The sequence below is a fragment of the Stenotrophomonas sp. 10N36 genome, assembly GCF_056395005.1.
The window spans coordinates 131,367-148,253 of record NZ_JBFTIS010000009.1 but is presented as its reverse complement, the minus strand read 5'-3'; the positions used below and the strand labels follow the sequence as shown (position 1 = coordinate 148,253).

General features: G+C 67.9%; 13 protein-coding genes. 8 read left to right on the top strand and 5 right to left on the bottom strand.

Features of this window, described 5'->3' with window-relative positions; all coding sequences use genetic code 11:
- Window positions 1-153: 153 nt before the first annotated feature.
- On the top strand, window positions 154-2,163 hold the full coding sequence (gene tkt / locus AC1DCJ_RS11190) for a transketolase (RefSeq protein ID WP_141057420.1): 2,010 nt from the start codon (window positions 154-156) through the stop codon (window positions 2,161-2,163).
- A 493-nt stretch (window positions 2,164-2,656) separates the two neighbouring features.
- Here tkt and AC1DCJ_RS11185 read toward each other — a convergent pair whose 3' ends face one another.
- Together AC1DCJ_RS11185 and AC1DCJ_RS11180 are read right to left on the bottom strand one after the other, a co-directional pair.
- Window positions 2,657-4,609 carry an acetyl-CoA hydrolase/transferase C-terminal domain-containing protein gene (locus tag AC1DCJ_RS11185; RefSeq protein ID WP_478070962.1) on the bottom strand — a complete coding sequence of 651 codons (1,953 nt, stop codon included), beginning with the start codon at window positions 4,607-4,609 and terminating at the stop codon, window positions 2,657-2,659.
- Between the two features lie 31 nt (window positions 4,610-4,640).
- Window positions 4,641-5,198: a flavin reductase family protein gene (locus tag AC1DCJ_RS11180; RefSeq protein ID WP_478070961.1), complete on the bottom strand. Its 558-nt coding sequence runs from the start codon at window positions 5,196-5,198 to the stop codon at window positions 4,641-4,643.
- Window positions 5,199-5,316: 118 nt separating this feature from the next.
- On the opposite strand from AC1DCJ_RS11180, the gene AC1DCJ_RS11175 reads away from it, so the two are divergent.
- The 3 genes from AC1DCJ_RS11175 to AC1DCJ_RS11165 are packed head-to-tail and all read left to right on the top strand — an operon-like array spanning window position 5,317 to window position 7,473.
- Complete coding sequence (locus tag AC1DCJ_RS11175) at window positions 5,317-5,682, top strand: BlaI/MecI/CopY family transcriptional regulator (protein WP_137190198.1); 366 nt, start codon at window positions 5,317-5,319, stop codon at window positions 5,680-5,682.
- Entirely contained in the window at window positions 5,675-6,901 is a 1,227-nt protein-coding gene (locus tag AC1DCJ_RS11170) for a M56 family metallopeptidase (protein WP_478070960.1), read from the top strand. The genes AC1DCJ_RS11175 and AC1DCJ_RS11170 overlap by 8 nt, the downstream gene beginning before the upstream one ends.
- A 17-nt stretch (window positions 6,902-6,918) precedes the next feature.
- Window positions 6,919-7,473 carry a hypothetical protein gene (locus AC1DCJ_RS11165; protein ID WP_478070959.1) on the top strand — a complete coding sequence of 185 codons (555 nt, stop codon included), beginning with the start codon at window positions 6,919-6,921 and terminating at the stop codon, window positions 7,471-7,473.
- A 132-nt stretch (window positions 7,474-7,605) separates the two neighbouring features.
- On the opposite strand, the gene AC1DCJ_RS11160 is transcribed toward AC1DCJ_RS11165, so the two are convergent.
- Both AC1DCJ_RS11160 and AC1DCJ_RS11155 read right to left on the bottom strand, forming a co-directional pair.
- Entirely contained in the window at window positions 7,606-8,412 is an 807-nt protein-coding gene (locus AC1DCJ_RS11160) for an MBL fold metallo-hydrolase (protein WP_141057426.1), read from the bottom strand.
- A gap of 9 nt (window positions 8,413-8,421) precedes the next feature.
- Window positions 8,422-9,237 carry a S1/P1 nuclease gene (locus AC1DCJ_RS11155; RefSeq protein ID WP_478070958.1) on the bottom strand — a complete coding sequence of 272 codons (816 nt, stop codon included), beginning with the start codon at window positions 9,235-9,237 and terminating at the stop codon, window positions 8,422-8,424.
- A gap of 104 nt (window positions 9,238-9,341) precedes the next feature.
- Here AC1DCJ_RS11155 and AC1DCJ_RS11150 point away from each other — a divergent pair, with 104 nt between their 5' ends.
- Window positions 9,342-10,043 carry an aspartate/glutamate racemase family protein gene (locus tag AC1DCJ_RS11150; RefSeq protein ID WP_478070957.1) on the top strand — a complete coding sequence of 234 codons (702 nt, stop codon included), beginning with the start codon at window positions 9,342-9,344 and terminating at the stop codon, window positions 10,041-10,043.
- A gap of 504 nt (window positions 10,044-10,547) precedes the next feature.
- Here the strand turns inward: AC1DCJ_RS11150 and AC1DCJ_RS11145 are convergent.
- Window positions 10,548-11,177 (bottom strand): OmpW/AlkL family protein, encoded by a 630-nt coding sequence (locus tag AC1DCJ_RS11145; protein ID WP_038686559.1) that lies wholly within the window; start codon window positions 11,175-11,177, stop codon window positions 10,548-10,550.
- A 199-nt stretch (window positions 11,178-11,376) separates the two neighbouring features.
- Between AC1DCJ_RS11145 and gap the strand changes: the two genes are divergently transcribed.
- The 3 genes from gap to AC1DCJ_RS11130 all read left to right on the top strand — a co-directional run bounded on the left by gap (window position 11,377) and on the right by AC1DCJ_RS11130 (window position 16,626).
- Window positions 11,377-12,381 (top strand): type I glyceraldehyde-3-phosphate dehydrogenase, encoded by a 1,005-nt coding sequence (gene gap / locus AC1DCJ_RS11140; RefSeq protein ID WP_038686561.1) that lies wholly within the window; start codon window positions 11,377-11,379, stop codon window positions 12,379-12,381.
- Between the two features lie 184 nt (window positions 12,382-12,565).
- Window positions 12,566-15,262 carry a DUF2339 domain-containing protein gene (locus AC1DCJ_RS11135; RefSeq protein ID WP_478070956.1) on the top strand — a complete coding sequence of 899 codons (2,697 nt, stop codon included), beginning with the start codon at window positions 12,566-12,568 and terminating at the stop codon, window positions 15,260-15,262.
- The gene (locus AC1DCJ_RS11130) at window positions 15,262-16,626 is read left to right on the top strand and encodes a DUF3999 domain-containing protein (RefSeq protein ID WP_478070955.1); all 1,365 of its coding nucleotides are present in this window, start codon (window positions 15,262-15,264) and stop codon (window positions 16,624-16,626) included. The genes AC1DCJ_RS11135 and AC1DCJ_RS11130 overlap by 1 nt, the downstream gene beginning before the upstream one ends.
- Window positions 16,627-16,887 lie beyond the last annotated feature (261 nt).

Here is a 16,887-nt window from a genome sequence, read left to right as displayed (position 1 = left end):
TGGCGCGGCCTGCCGCGCACCGCACCTGAAAACGCCCCGCCCCCGTGCGGGGCGTTTTTGTTCAGAAAGCCGACGCCCGGCCTGACCCCGCCGGAGGTCTGTGGGACAATTGGCTGCCCGCAGCTCCGCGGGAGCCTCCCGACTCTCAGAACCATGACGCAGCCTACCCGCCGCCAGTTGGCCAATGCCATCCGCTTCCTTGCCGCTGATGCGGTCGAAACCGCAAAGTCCGGGCATCCCGGCATGCCGATGGGCATGGCCGATATCGCCGAGGTCCTCTGGAACGACTATCTCCGTCACAACCCCAACAACCCCAAGTGGTTCAACCGCGACCGCTTCGTGCTGTCCAACGGCCACGGCTCGATGCTGCAGTACGCGCTGCTGCACCTGAGCGGCTACGACCTGCCGATCGAACAGCTCAAGCAGTTCCGTCAGCTCGGCAGCAAGACCGCCGGCCACCCGGAGCACCATGAAACCCCCGGCGTGGAAACCACCACCGGGCCGCTCGGCCAGGGCCTGGCCAACGCCGTGGGCTTTGCGCTGGCTGAAAAGCTGCTGGCCCAGCGCTACAACCGCCCCGAGTACGAGATCGTCGACCACCGCACCTGGGTGTTCCTGGGCGACGGCTGCCTGATGGAAGGCATTTCGCACGAAGCCGCCTCGCTGGCCGGCACCTGGGGTCTGGGCAAGCTGGTCTGCTTCTGGGACGACAACCACATCTCCATCGACGGCAACACCGACGGCTGGTTCACCGACAACACCCCCGAGCGTTTCGAAGCCTATGGCTGGAACGTGGTGCGCGGCGTCGATGGCCACGACCCGGACAGCATCAAGGCGGCCATCGACAGCGCCCTGGCGCAGTTCGACAAGCCCACCCTGATCTGCTGCCGCACCACGATCGGCTTCGGTTCGCCGGGCAAGGCGGGCAAGGAATCCAGCCACGGCGCGCCGCTGGGCAAGGACGAACTGGAGGCCACCCGCAAGCAGCTGGGCTGGAACTACGGTCCGTTCGAGATCCCCGAAGAGATCTACGCCGGCTGGCGTGCCGGCGGTACCGGCACCCTGCGCCAGGCCGAGTGGGAACAGCAGTTCGACAAGTACGCCGCGCATTTCCCGGCCGAAGCCGATGAACTGACCCGTCGCTCGCACGGCGAACTGCCGGCCGACTTCGTTGCCAAGGCCGATGCCTACATCGCCCAGGTGCAGGCCGACGGCCAGACCATCGCCTCGCGCAAGGCCTCGCAGCTGGCCATTGAAGCCTTCGCGCCGCTGCTGCCGGAACTGGTGGGTGGCTCGGCTGATCTGGCCCATTCCAACCTGACCCTGTGGAAGGCCAGCAAGTCGGTGGCCACCGACGACCCGAACGCCAACTACGTGTACTACGGCGTGCGCGAGTTCGGCATGACCGCCATCGCCAACGGCCTGGCCCTGCACGGCGGTTTCATTCCGTTCGACGCCACCTTCCTGGTGTTCAGCGATTACGCCCGCAACGGCGTGCGCATGAGCGCGTTGATCCCGGCGCATGCCATCCACGTGTACACCCACGACTCGATCGGCCTGGGCGAAGACGGCCCGACCCACCAGCCGGTGGAACACCTGGCCTCGCTGCGCTACATCCCCAACAACGATGTGTGGCGCCCGTGCGATGCGGTCGAGTCGGCGGTCAGCTGGAAGTCGGCGATCACCCGCACCGACGGCCCGAGCTGCCTGGTGTTCAGCCGCCAGAACCTGCCGCACCAGCCGCGCAGCACCGAGCAGGTCGCCCAGATCGCGCGCGGTGGCTACGTGCTGGCCGACGCCGAAGGCGGTGTGCCGGACGTGATCCTGATCGGTACCGGTTCGGAAGTGGGTCTGGCCGTGGCCGCCAAGGCTGAGCTGGATGCCGCCGGGATCAAGACCCGCGTGGTGTCCATGCCGTCCACCGACGTGTTCGAGCGCCAGGACGCGGCCTACCGCGAGTCCGTGCTGCCCAACGCCGTGCGCAAGCGCGTGGCGGTGGAAGCGGGCGTTACCGGTTTCTGGCGCCAGTACGTGGGCCTGGACGGTGCGGTGATCGGTATCGACACCTTCGGTGCCTCGGCCCCGGCCGACGCGCTGTACAAGCACTTTGGCATCACCACCGAACACGTGGTGGCGGCAGCCAAGGCGCAGCTGGCCAACTAAGGGTCAGCCACTGACGTAGTGCGAACGGCGCTTCCCGAAACGGAAGCGCCGTTTTCATTTGGGCGCGGAGGCGATGGATCTGCCGTTGCCGTTGCGGGCAGGGTCGGTTCCCAAACGACTGCCGACACAGGTGGGCGCTGCTGGGACGCATGACCTACGAATGGAAACGCGCCTTCGTTTCAGGTCATGCGTTACCGGATGCTGCACCGCCGTCGGCAGTCGTTTGGGAACCGACTCTACCGGCGCGCGATGCGCGCCGCTTCGTTTGGGCGCGGAGGCGATGGATCTGCCGTTGCTGTTGCGGGYAGGGTCGGTKCCCAAACGACTGCCGACACGGGTGGGCGCTGCTGGGACGCATGACCTTCGAACGGAAACGCGCCGTCGTTTCAGGTCATGCGTTACCGGATGYTGCACCGCCRTCGGCAGTCGTTTGGGAACCGACTCTACCGGCGCGCGATGCGCGCCGCTTCATTGCCGGGCCACGCGTTCACCACTACGCGGTGCGCGCCAACCCAAGGCGCACCAAGCGTGCTTCCACCTTTTCGCCAAACGTCGCCGGTGCATCCAGCCCCATCCGCTGCAGGTACACCGCGTCGCCATCGCCGGCCGGCTGGCGCAGGGCGGCCAGCACCGTGCGCAGCTTGCTGCCGCGGGTCTGGGTGTTCTGCTTCAGCCAGCCCAACGCTTTCACCAGGTGCTGTTCGACCTCGGTGAAGTCGCTGCCCAGCGGATAGTCCGGCAGCAGCCCCGACTGGCGGAACGGGGCCAGTGCGGCGCTCACCGCGCTGGCGGTGTTGCGCTGTTCCCAGTGCGCCGGTGCCACGAACGCGGCGTCCAGCTTTTTGGCGGCTTTCGCGGTCTGCAGCAGCGTGGCCTGGAACGTCGCATCGGTGATCGCGGTCATGCCGGTCACGCAGTCCTCGTCGGTCAGGTTGCGCAGGTCGGCGATGCCGTACTCGTTGATGTAGATGTCGCGCAGGTGCCGCGGGATGGTGGTGTGCCCGTAGTTCCAGCGCACGTTCGACTGCACCTGGCCCTTGTCTTCACGCACTGCGCGGAACATCAGCGCGCTGCGGGCTTCAGGCAACGCGTGCGCCATCGCCACGAAGTTGTACTGCCCGCCCACGCCTGACACCACGCGGCCATCTTCCAGCGCATCGGAGGCTGCCGCACCCAGCGCGGTGGCGATCATGCAGGAGTTGAAGAAGCGGGCATGGCGGCGCTGCACGCGCTCCAGGGCCTCGTTGCCCCCGTACAGTTGGTTGATCTCACTGATCCGGCGCATGCCGATTGCGCCGCGCTCGTCGTCCGGCAGGTCGCGCAGCCACTGGTAGAACTCCGGCGAGCCCAGGTAGAACGCGCCATGCAGGTATTCGCCTTCGGCCTCCAGCGTCGCGTGGTCGATGGTCAGGGTGCTGCCGTTCTCGATGCGCTGCATCAGCCCCAGATCGTCATGCACCTTGCGCCGGATCACCCCGGTCTGCACCAGCCGCCGGAAGCCCTCGTTGAGCATCTCGCTGCAGCCATACAGGCCGATCTCGAACGGGTCCAGGCCACCGCATTCGAGCACGGTGGGGTGGCTGGCCAGGCTCGGATCCAGCGCGTGCAGGATCTGCCGGTAGCGGGCGTTGTCGGTATGCCGCAGCACCAGCGCGTGGCTGATTGCGTCGGCCAGCGTGCCAATGCCGATCTGCAGCGTACCGCCATCCCGGACCAGCGCGCTGGCATACAGGCCGATGGCGTAGTCGGCATCGCTGACCGGTTGCCGCGGCAGCCCGAACAGAGCGGGGTAGGGCGGCGGCGGGGTGATCACCAGGTCGAAGAAGCTCACATCCACCGTCGCCGAGCCGCCCAGGTAGGGCAGCTGCGGGTCGATTTCGGCGATCATCAGCGGACGCGGCAGGCCACGCGCGGCCATCGCATCCAGGGTGTCCTGGGTGATGTCGTTGTTGCACGACAGCGACAGCCGCCGATCGTCCGGCCGCATCGCCACCTTCTGCACGATCGCATGCGGCGCGCGCTGCGCCACCGCATCGGCGGCATGGGTGTAGTTGAGGCTGGTGTAGCTGCGCTGCGCCTGCGAGGAGCCGAGCAGGGCGCCGGACTGCATGTAGAACTCTTCCACCTGCACGTGCGCCGGCAGGCGGTCGCGGACCATCGCGTCGGCATACGCCAGGCGCGGGAAGTCGTCGCCGAAATGGCGTTGCGCGAATGGCGCCATGAAGCGCGCTTCCAACCCGCCCGCTGCGGGCCTGGGCGGGTTCAGCGACAGCGCGGTGTAGATCTGCAGCGGCCGTGCGGGATCGTTTTCCACGCGCGCATACAGCGCATTGAGCAGCCGATGCGGTTTGCCCAGGGCCAGCGGCGCGCCGATGCGCAGCGGGCCGTCCACCCGCTGCAGCAACCAGTCGGTGGCCGCGTCGAGGTCGGTAAGGTGATCGGTCATCCAGCACCATCCTGCAGAGTCATGCGGGCCATTACAGCATTTCCGGTTTGAACAGACGGCGACGCGACACTTCGGCGCCGGACAGCATGAACTGCCCATTGCCACGGTAGTGCAGGGTTCGGGGCCGTTTGGGCACCTTCGCCACGTGCGCCTTGACCACTTCCCAGATGAAAAGGCCGTGCCGCTCTACCTGACTGGCATCGTGCAGCCGGCACTCGAAGCTGGCCGGGCACTGCGTCAGCAGCGGCGCATCCACGTCGTGGGCGGGGGTGGTATCCAGCCCGAAGCGTTCGAACTTGTCGACCTCGGCGCCGCTGCAGTTGCCAATGCCCACCACGGTGTCGAGCAGGTCGACGGTGGGCAGGTTGATCACGCACTGGCGGCTGCGCCGGATCAGCTCGAAGCTGTGGTTTCCGCTGGAAATCATCGTCCCCAGCAGCGATGGCGTGAACGCCAGCACCGTGTGCCAGCCCAGCGTCATGACGTTGCGCTGGCCCTTCCACGCCGAACTGACCAGCACCACCGGGCCGGGTTCCAGGAAGCGACGGACCTCGTCCACCGGGTAGTCCAGCGTTCGGTAGCGTTTCATCGCAGGCTCCGCAGGCAATGCCTCGATCCTCGCAGCGGGCGCATGAACCGACCGTCGAAGGGGTTGACAGGCGATTCGATTACGGGCGTAATCGGACCGTCGATTACGGATGTAAATGATGAGCCAGATCAGCGAAGCCGAAGCGGTGGTGATGGACGTGTTGTGGCGCAGCCACCCGCTGGGCGCCGACGAGGTGGTGGCCGCCCTGGCGGAGCGTGACTGGGCCGAGCCCACCATCAAGACCCTGCTCAACCGGTTGTTGACCAAGGGCGCGATCAGCGCCAGCCGCGATGGGCGTCGCTACCTCTACTCGCCGGTGCTGCAGCGCCAGGCCTGGGTGGCCGAACAGAGCAGCGGCATGCTGGACAAGCTGTTCGACGGGCGCGTGGCACCGCTGGTGGCGCACTTCAGCCAGCGCGGAGCACTCAGTCCGCAGGATATCGCCGAGCTCAAGGCGCTGATCGAGGGGCTGGACCATGGCTGAGTCGCTCAACGCACTCCTGCAGGCCAGTGTGTGGCTGGCGATCACGGTGGTGCTGCTGGCCGCGCTGCGACCGCTGTTGCTGGCCTTGGGTGGGGCGGCACTGGTGTATCGCAGTTGGTGGTGCGTGCCGGTACTGCTGGGGGCGCTGCACCTGCCGTTGCCGATGGGGCCGATGGTCGATGCATTGCCCGTGCTGGCCGCCGCCGTCGCCTGGACCGCGCCGGTCGTGGTGCCCGCCGCACCCGCGTGGCCGTGGTTGCTGCTGCTGGCGTGGGCACTGGGGGCACTGGGCATGGGCGGTGCAAGCTGGCGCGCACAACGCCGCTTCGAGCGGGCCATGGGCACGTTGCGGCCCCGCGCCGACGGCACCTGGCAGGCCAGCGCCGACCCCGGCCTGCCGGCGTTGGTGGGGCTGTGGGCACCGCGCATCGTGGTGGGCCCGGCCTTCGAGGCAGATTTCAGCCCGGCCGAACAGGATCTGATTCTGCAGCATGAACGCAGCCATCGCCGCCATGGCGATCCCTGGGCCAACGCCGTGCTGGCGCTACTGCGCTGCGTGTTCTGGTTCCATCCGCTGCTGCCGTGGGCGGCGCGCCGGTTCCTGCGTGACCAGGAGCTGGCCTGCGACGCACGCACGGTCGACCCGCATCCGGCCCTGCGCCGGCTCTACGCCAACGCGCTGCTCAAGGCGCAGTTGGTTCACCCGGTTGCACCGATGGCCTGCCATTGGCGCAGCCAACCGATGTTGAAGGAGCGAATTGCCATGTTGAAGGAACACAAGCGGAAAGCACTGCCGTGGATGACCGGGCAGGTGCTGGTGATGGGGCTGTGCGTGGGGATGGGAACGGTGGCGTGGGCCAGCCAGGGCGGCGCAGGCGCGGGGCCGTCGATCACTGCCGAACCGGCTGCAGCCACCAAGGCTGCCAAGGGCGACGTGGACGCACAGACGCGTGACATGGGACCACCGACGTATCCCAAGGCTGCGCTCGACCAGGGGATCTCCGGCAAGGTGGTGCTGCGCGTGGAGGTCGATGCAACTGGAGCGGTGGGCGATGTCAGTGTGCTGAGCTCCACCCCGGCCGGCGTGTTCGATGAGGCCTCGATCGCCGCGGCGAAGCGATGGACCTTCGAGCCGGCACGCCGGAATGGAACTGCCGTTGCCTCGGCGTTGAAGATCCCGATGACCTACGAGATGAACGAGAAGGCCCCGACACAGTGAAGCAGGGACTGCGGGCGATGACGCTCACACTGCTGGTGAGCGGCTGTGCCGCTCATCCGCCGCTGACCACGACAGACACGGTGGACACCCGCACGGAGAACGTGAACCTGCAGCGCCTGCGGAGTGATGGCGACGGTGGGGCGGGCGCGGTGCAGCCGTATCAGCTGCAGTCCAGCCAGGGGTACCGGATGCCGCAGCTGTACGCCGCACCCGACCCGGTGTTGGGCGACCGCGATCCCCGCCGCGAGCTGGCGCCTACGATGGTCTGCCTGCAGGTGGTGGTGGATGCCGACGGCCGGGTGGAGCGCAGCCTGGCGCTGCTTGACCGGGCCGAATGCAAGGCCGGCGGCATGCCCGAGAACGCGCCGTTGGTGGAAGCGGCACAGGCCGCGGTGGCGCAGTGGCGTTACTCGCCTGCGGCGGTGTGCCACTACCCTGCGGGTCACGTGCCGGGGGACCGTAGCGACTGCACCGGCGCCGAACGCGTCGAACCGGTGCCGGTGAGCCTGCTGTATGCCTTCACCTTCGAGATCGTGAAAGGCAAACAGACCGTGCATCGTCAGGGGCGGTAGAGCCACCCCATGGGTGGCTACGCTACCTACCGGGTAGAGCCACCCCATGGGTGGCTGCGCGGCGGCAGAGGAAGGCAGCGGGGCAGAGCCCCGCTCTACGTGATCGGTGAGGCAGCGGGGCATAGCCCCGCGCTACTTTGGTGGTCCGCCCTGGATGTTGGCCTTTACCGAGGGGTGCATCAGCGCGGGCTCGGCCAGCGTCGCATCGCGTGCCTGTCGGGTGGCGACGAAGTCGGCTTCGCTGACCCCGTCGCGCAGGTGGATGTTGCGTGCGCGCTGTTCGCCGATGGTGGTCTGGTTGGCCACCGCGCGCCCACCGGGGCCATAGTCGTGGCAGATGAACACGCGGGTGGCGTCGGGGAGCGCCAGCAGGCGCTGAATCGACCGATACAGCTGCGCCGCATCGCCGCCGGGGAAATCGCAGCGGGCGGTGCCGCCATCGGGCATGAACAGCGAGTCCCCGGTGAACAGCGCATCGCCGATGCGGTAGGCCACGCTGTCGCTGGTGTGGCCGGGCACCGCGATCACCTCGGCATCGATGCCACCCAGTGCGAAATGCTCGCCATCGGCGAACAGGTGGTCGAACTGCGAACCGTCGGTCGGCACTTCCAGCGCATACCGCGGTGCAAAGGTCTTCTGCACCTGCACGATCCCGTCGCCCATCGCCAGCGTGGCCTGTGGCCAGTGCTGCTTGAGCCAGCGGCCGGCGCTGACGTGGTCGGCATGGGCGTGGGTTTCCAGCAGCCAGTGCACCTGCAGCGCGTTGTCCTGCACGTGGGCAAGCAGCGGCTGCAGCGGCCCGGCACCCAGCGCGTCGGTGTCCGGGTCGTAGTCCAGCACCGGGTCGATCACCGCAGCCTGCAACGTCGCCGGATCATGCACCACGTAGCTGAAGGTATGGCTGTCGGGGTGGAAGAAACTGGCGACGTGCAGTGACATGGGGGTTCCTCAGCGTTTGCCCAGTGTGGCGTTGAGCAGCACGGCCAGGCGTTCGCCGGCCAGGCGCAGCTCCTGTTCCGCGACCGGGCGGTAGGTCGCGGCATACTCCGGGGCCAGCGTACGCTTGCCGGGGTAAACGCCAGGTGCAATGGCGATGCGGCAGCTGGCCTCGGCCCACTGCACCGCGTCGGTGTTGATGCTGGAGCGCTTGCCCAGCTTGGGTGCAGGCAGGGCCATCAGGCGTTTGAGGTACTGGTCGTCATCGAGCTTGAGCTCGTTGAGCATGCCGCTGTCCCACAGCGAGTGCAGGTTGGTGCCGCGGTTGTTGAACTGCACCTGGAAGTCGTTGCCGCCCTTGTCGTGGCCGTAACCGGCATGCATGGGCTGGTGGATGTCACCGGTGAAATGCACCACGAACTTCAGCGCCTGGGCGCGCTCGGCATCGCTTTTGCTGCGGTCGCCGAGGATCGCGGTCTGCACCTTCAACGCCTCGACAATGCAGTTGCCGCCCTTGCAGTGCTTCTGTGCTTCGTAGTGGCAGTTGTCTTCGCCGATGTTGACGTAATGCCAGCGCGCCGAGCGCTTGCCCAGGCCCGGGTCCTTGGCGCGCAGCTGGTCGGCCCAGGGGGCGATGGCGTGCAGGGTGGGGTCCGGTTCGTTGGCGAGCAGGCGGTTCACTTCGGCCTGGGCCGCCGGGGTGAGGCGCGTTTCGGCGACGCGGGCGACCAGGCGGTGGCCTTGTGCGCCCCAGGCCAGGGCATCGGTGGAAACAAGGGTGAGGGCCAGGGCGAGGGCCGTGGCCGGAATCAGGGAGGCGATCTTCATCGGCCTCATTCTAGCGGGCTGCCTGCGGGGAGGCTTGGCCGGATCTGGCTGGCGGCACGCGCGGGCGATAGGCTGGGACCTGGACGACGACGGGAGCAGCGGCAGTGCAGAAGGTCTTGGGTCTGATCGGCGGGATGAGCTGGGAAAGTTCGGCGCACTACTACCGGATGATCAATGAGCAGGTACGCGATGCCTTGGGCGGGATGCACTCGGCGCGCATGCTGCTGTGGTCATTCGACTTCGCCGATATCGAGGCGATGCAGCGGGCGGGCGACTGGGCCGCCGCCACGGCAACCATGGTCGATGTTGCGCGTCGGCTGCAGGGGGCCGGGGCTACCGCGCTGGTGATCTGTACCAACACGATGCACTTGATGGCCGACGAGGTGCAGGCAGCGGTGGAGGTGCCGTTGCTGCACATCGCCGATCCGGTGGGGGAGGCGATCGGCGCGCTGGGGCTTGCGCGAGTGGGGTTGCTCGGTACGGCCTTTACCATGGAGCAGGATTTCTACCGGGTGCGGCTGGCGCAGCGGCACGGGCTGGAGGTCCTGGTGCCCGATGCCGACGACCGTGCGCAGGTGCACCGGATCATCTACGAGGAACTGGTGCAGGGGCGGGTGCTGGATCCATCGCGCGCGGTGTACCGCGCGGTGATGCAGCGGCTGGTGGACCGCGGCGCGCAGGCGATCATCCTGGGCTGCACCGAGATCATGCTGCTGGTGGGCGACGAGGATGCCACCGTACCGCTGTTCGACACGGCAGCGCTGCATGCGCAGGCCGCAGCCCGGCATCTTCTTGCACCACGGTAGAGCCACCCCATGGGCGGCTGCCTTTCGATCCAGAAAGTGGTTCTCGTTTGGATCGACTGGCGATCTCCGATCGGGCCGGCCGCGAGCGTGAGGGCCCCGTAGCAGCCGGTAGGCCCCTGGTGCAAATGTCCCCCGGCCGCGTGGCGGCCTCCTCCTTTATTTTGCCCAGGAGCCTACCGGCTGCTACGGGGCTCGGCTTGCGGTAAGGAAAGGAGGGGACGCCAGGCTTTTCTGGCGCTGTSGGTGGGTYGGGCGCTGGSMCCCCATGCCCTTGGAGGCGAAATAAAGGAGGAGGTGGCGGCCGCAGGCCGACGCCGGGGGACATTCGCCGGAAAGGGCATGGGGTCCCAGCGCCCGACCCACCGACGGCTGCACCTGGAAAGCCTCATCGCACGTTTCTGCTTGCCCTGCAAAGGAGAGAAAAACCAAAAAAAATCCCCGGCCGAAGCCGGGGATAAACGCTTGCTGCGAGGGGTGTTGCGCTTGTCAGTCCTGATCCGCCGATCAGAACTTGAACACGTAGGACACGCCGTAGGCCAGCGGGTCGATGTTGACGGTGCCGATCTTCTCGCCGTCGAGCTTCACCTTGCTGTCGATGTCCATCCAGCGCACATCGACGCGCAGCGAGCCCTTGTCGTTGATCGCGAAATCCAGACCAGCATGGGCGGCCAGGCCCCAGGAGTCGTCCATCTTCAGCTTGCTGCCGGCCAGCGCCCCGCTGGTCTTCTCGCTGAAGAAAGTGGTGTAGTTGATGCCGGCGCCCACGAACGGGGACACCTTGCCCTTGCTGTTGAAGTGGTACTGCAGTGACACCACCGGCGGCAGGTGCTTGGTGCTGCCCACGTTGCCCAGACCGGCGATGTTGATGTCGTGCTTGAACGGCAGCGCGGCCAGGATCTCGATGCCCAGATTGTCGGCAATGAAGTACTCACCGGTGATGGTCGGCTTGACGTCGTTGTCGACGTCCACCTTCAACGTGCCGCCGGCCAGCGAGCCGTTGTTGGACTTCGGGGCGACCTGGTGCACGCCGGCACCGATCGTCCAGTCGCCCTTGGACTGGGCCATGGCCGGGGCGGCAGCCAGCGCAAGTGCGGCGGCCAGGGCGGACAGCAGGAGGGGGGAGGTGTTGCGCATGAGGGTGTCTCGTTGCGGGTGGAATGGGGTCAGTTTTCCCGTCCCCGGCCCGCCGCGCCTTGATCCGGATCAATCCAGGAAATTCCACATGTAACCGGTTCCCATTCGCCTCCCGGGGGCCGGGTCCGGTCTGGCCCTGCTAGAATGAGCGCCCCTTTCCATCGGCGCCGCACCGTCGCGGCTGCAGGAGCTTGTGAACATGGCAATCAAGGTTGGCATCAACGGTTTCGGTCGCATCGGGCGCAACGTGCTGCGCTCGGCCGTGCTGAACTTCGGCAATGACATCGAAATCGTCGCCATCAACGATCTGCTGGAGCCGGACTACCTGGCGTACATGCTGAAGTACGACTCTGTGCATGGCCGCTTCAAGGCCGACGTGGAAGTGTCCGGCAGCGACCTGCTGGTCAACGGCAAGAAGATCCGCCTGACCCAGGAACGCGACCCGGCCAACCTGAAGTGGGACGAAGTCGGCGTAGATGTCGTCATCGAGTCCACCGGCCTGTTCCTGACCAAGGACACCGCGCAGAAGCACATCGATGCCGGCGCCAAGAAGGTGATCCTGTCGGCCCCGTCCAAGGACGACACCCCGATGTTCGTGTTCGGCGTGAACGACAGCACCTACGCCGGCCAGGCCATCATCTCCAACGCTTCGTGCACCACCAACTGCCTGGCCCCGCTGGCCAAGGTCATCAACGACAAGTGGGGCATCAAGCGCGGCCTGATGACCACCGTGCATGCGGCCACCGCCACCCAGAAGACCGTCGATGGTCCGTCCAACAAGGACTGGCGCGGCGGCCGCGGCATCCTGGAGAACATCATTCCGTCCTCCACCGGTGCGGCCAAGGCCGTGGGCGTGGTGATTCCGGAACTGAACAAGAAGCTCACCGGCATGAGCTTCCGCGTGCCGACCTCGGACGTGTCGGTGGTCGACCTGACCGTCGAGCTGGAAAAGGAAGCCACCTACGCCGAGATCTGCGCCGAAGTGAAGGCACAGAGCGAAGGCGCGCTGAAGGGCATCCTGGGCTACACCGAAGACAAGGTGGTCGCCACCGATTTCCGCGGTGAGACCCACACCTCGGTGTTCGACGCCGATGCCGGCATCGCGCTGGACAGCACCTTCGTCAAGCTGGTGTCGTGGTACGACAACGAATGGGGCTACTCCAACAAGTGCCTGGAAATGGCCAAGGTTGTCGCCGCCAAGTAAGCGCGGCGCGTCCTCGGTACGTCCTGCGAACCCCGGCCCCGTGCCGGGGTTCGTCGTTTCCGGGGGCGCAACCGGTCCGGGCGGGCGACCGCCCGCAGCCGCCGCCGATCCATTAGCATGGCCGCGTGCCACCGGCATGGTGTTGGCAAGTGCCGCCGGGGCTTCCCTATGAGGATGGCGTGGAATGGAAGCGTTGATTGCCTTGGTAGCGGTGGTGCTGCTGCTGATCCCGGTGCTGCTGATCGTGGCGCTGGTGATGATCGCCGGCCTGCGCCGGCGGGTTGCCGCGTTGGAACTGCAGCAGTTCGAGGGCCGACCGGCCAACGTCGCTGACCCCGCACACGCCGACGCGCCGGAGGTGCGCTCGGTGCATTGGGCCGACCAGCCTTACCAGGCACGCGTCCCGGTTGCCGACGCTGCCCAAGCGCCTGCCACCAGGACCGGGCCGGCCATGCCGGACGCATCGGCCTTGGCCGCACCTGCCGCAGCTGCTGACCCGGCGCCTGCCGCGCCCCCCAGCCGGCCGCCACCGCTGCCGCCGGCACCGAGCGCGCCGCCACCGCCTTCGGAGCCGGGTCTGGGCGAACGCATTGTGGGGGCCATCAAACACTGGTTCACCGACGGCAACGTGCCGGTCAAGATCGGCATGCTGGTGCTGCTGGCCGGTGTCGCCGCGCTGCTCAAGTACGCCAGCGACCAGGGCTGGTTGAACGCGCCGATCGAGCTGCGGCTGGCCGCCATTGCCGCTGCCGCGCTGGGCGGGCTGGTGTTCGGCTGGGTCCAGCGCGACCGCCGGCGCCTGTTCGCGCTGGCGCTGCAGGGCGGGGCGATCGGCGTGCTGCTGCTGACCGTCTTCGCCGCGTTCAAGCGCTACGACCTGATCGATGCCCTGCCGGCGTTTGCGATGAGCGTGCTGCTGATCGCCGGCATGGGGGTGCTGGCGGTGGTGCAGAATTCGCGCACGTTGGCGGTGCTCGGCATCCTGGCCGGGTTCATGGCGCCGATCTGGCTGTCCACGGGCAGCGGCAACCACGTCGCGCTGTTCTCCTATTACGCGGTGCTCAATGCGGCGATCCTGGCCATTGCCTGGTGGCGTCCGTGGCGGGTACTCAACCTGCTCGGGTTTGCCTTCACCTTCGGCATCGGCACCGCGTGGGGCGTGCTGCAATACAACGCGGACAAGTTCAGCAGCACCGAACCGTTCCTGCTGCTGTTCTTCGCCTTCTACCTGCTGATTCCGATCCTGTATGCACGCCGCCAGCCGGCGGAGAAGCGCGACCTGGTCGACGGCAGCCTGGTGTTCGGTACGCCGCTGATCGCCTTCTCGCTGCAGGCCGGCATGCTGCATGACGACCGGCTCGCGCTGGCGCTGTGTGCACTGGGCCTGGCCGCGCTGTATGCGGTGCTCGGCTGGGCGCTGATCCGGCGCGCGCGCTACGCCGCGCTGGGCCAGTCGCACGCAGTGCTGGCCGTGGGCTTTGCCACCCTGGCGGTACCGCTCGCGCTGTCCGCGCGCGCCACCGCCAGCGTGTTCGCGCTGGAAGGGGCCGGGCTGGTCTGGCTGGGCCTGCGCCAGAAGCGGTGGCTGCCCCAGATCGCCGGCGCGCTGCTGCAGCTGGGTGCGGCGTTCGGGTTCGTGGTGGGCGCCGATTACTGGCACAACGATGCCACGGCGATTGCCAACCCCACTTTCATGAGCGGGTTGCTGCTGGCCGTGGCCGGCTTCGCCTCGGCGTGGTGCTACCGGCGCGCGCGCCAGGATGCGCCGGCCATCGTCTATTACCTGTGGGGCCTGCTGTGGTGGTTGGGCGGCGTGGTCCACGAGGTAGGCCGCTTCGTCGCACGCGACAGCCGCCCGGACGCGCTGCTGATCGCGGTGGCCTTGAGCGCGTGGGGGGCGGCCGAAGTGCATCGCCGTGCACCGGCCCGCGCGCTGGTGCTGACCACGCTGGCGATGCTGCTGGCCGCGTTCCCGCTGGCACTGTGGCAGGCCGACGTGCACCAGCAGCCGTTCGCCGGCTACGGCGCGCTGGCCTGGGCCGTGTTCGCGCTGCTGGGCGTGCGCAGCCTGTGGTGCCTGCGCGGTGGGCAGGACCGGGTGGCGCTGGCCGCACAGTTCAGCTGGTGGCTGTTGTGGCCCAGCGTGGTGTCGCTGGCATGCATGTGGCTGGCCGATCGCTTCGCGCTGGCGCAGGGCTGGTCGTTGGCACTGGCGTTGCTGCCGTGGCTGCTGGTGGCCGCCACCGCGCTGCTGCGCTGGCCGTGGCTGGCGATGCCGTTGGGGGCACGCTTCGACGTACTGCGCACCGCACTTGCCGCCACGCTGTTCGGGGTGCTGGGCGTGAGCTGGCTGTGTCTGCTGGTTCAACCGGCCTCGCCGGCACCGCTGCCGTGGCTGCCCCTGCTCAATCCGATGGAACTGGCGCAGCTGGCCGTGCTCGCCCTGGCGGCACGCTGGTTGTGGTCGGCACCGGCACCGGCCGGGCTGCGTGGCCGGCGCGTCCCGGTGCTGGCTATCGCCGGTTTCGCCCTGCTTACCAGCACCACCCTGCATACCGTGCACCACTGGGGCGCGGTGCCGTGGAACGACGCACTGTGGTCCTCGACCCTGGCCCAGACCAGCCTCACCGTGGTCTGGAGCGTGCTCGGCGTGATCAGCTGGGTGTGGGGCTCGCGCCGTGGCCAGCGCACGCTGTGGCTGGTGGGCGCGGTGTTGATGGGCGTGGTGCTGGCCAAGCTGGTGCTGATCGACCGCCAACACCTGGGCAACCTGCTGGGCATTTCCTCCTTCATCGCCTACGGCCTGCTGTGCACGGTCGTGGGCTACCTCGCACCGGCACCGCCGCGCGCGCCGGACGCTACCGTGGAGTCTCAGTCGTGATGACGTTGCGCACCTTGATCGCCGTGCTGTCCCTTGCCGCGGTGCCGTCGCTGGCGCAGGCCGCCGATGCGCGCCAGGACTACCGCCAGCAATGGCCGTTGCAGCTGTCCCAGCCGCAGGCCGGCGCCTACCGGGTGATGCTGGACGAGGCGGTGTACCGCAGCGCGGTGTCGCCGCGGCTGGCCGACGTGCAGGTGTTCAACGCGCAGGGCCAGGCCCTGCCGACCACATTGCTGAGTGCCGACCAGCCGCTGGCGCGTCCTGCGCAGTGGCAGGACCTGGCCTGGTTCCCGCTGCCGGCGATGGCCGGTGCCGGTGCGGATGACCTGCAGCTGCTGACCGAACGCAACACCGACGGCAGCGTGCGCCGGGTGGAAGCGCGGCTGGGCCGCAGTGGCGGCGGCAGTGCGCAGGCCGCCGGGTGGCTGGTGGACGCAAGTGCGCTGAAGGTGGGCGTTCAGGCGCTGCGGCTGGACTGGCAGGCGCAGTCGTCGCTGCAGGCGCGGGTACGGGTGGAGGCCAGCGACGATCTTCAACAGTGGCAGCGCATTGCCGACGACGTACCACTGGTGGACCTGCAGCACGATGGGCGGCGCCTGCAGCAGCGGCGCATCGAGATCGGCCGCCAGGCGCGCTATTTCCGCATCCTGCCGATCGGTGCCGATGCACTGCCGGTGCTGTCCAACGTGCAGGCGGAACTGGCACCGGCGCTGGAGGCGATCGACTGGCGCTGGGAATCACTGGGTGGCGCGGCCGGCAAGCCGGGGGAGTTTGAATACGAGTTGCAGGGGCGTTTCCCGATCTCGCAGGTCGACATCAGCACGGCCGACAACAGCGTTGTGCAGTGGACGCTGCTCAGCCGCGACGATGCTGCGCAGCCGTGGCAGGTACGCGCAGGCCCGTGGGTGGCCTACCAGGTGCAGGACGCCGCCGAACGCCGTCGGTCGCAGACACAATCGTTGCCGGTGCCCACGCGCGACCGCTACTGGAAGCTGGTGGCGGCGCAGGCCGAGCCGAACCAGGCGCCCACGCTGAAACTGGGCTACCAGCCCGAGGCCCTGGTGTTCCTGAGCCAAGGCGAGCCGCCGTACAGCGTGGCCGCCGGCAGCGTGCGTGCCCGCCGCAGCGATGCGCCGGTGGGCACGGTGATCGCGCAACTGCGCGAGCAGCAGGGCGCGCAATGGCAGCCGGCCGCCGCGACGCTGCAGGGGCAGGCGCAGGTGCTGGGTGGCGACGCGGCCGTGACCCCGCAGCGCGACTGGAAGCGGTGGCTGCTGTGGGGGCTGCTGGTGCTGGGCGTGCTGATCGTGGGCGGGTTTGCGGTAAGCGTGTTGCGGCAGAAGCCTGGGGACGTTGGTGGTTGATTGTTGTTGTTGTTTTTTTGCTGACGGCTAAGGCAGCGCTTTGGTTGTTTCTGCGGTGAGGTGGCCGGGTGGCCTTGCCCAGGACATGCCGTAAATCCATCCCTGGAGGCTCGGTGTTGCCATCCATGGCAACACACGGTCCTGGGCAAGGCCACCCGGCCACCTCCGGACGGTTCACCGCGTTGGCGGTGGGGGAAGAGCTGCCGGGCAGAGCCCGGCACTACGTGTCCGAGTGCCGCTTTGTGGTCGGCTTCTCACCAT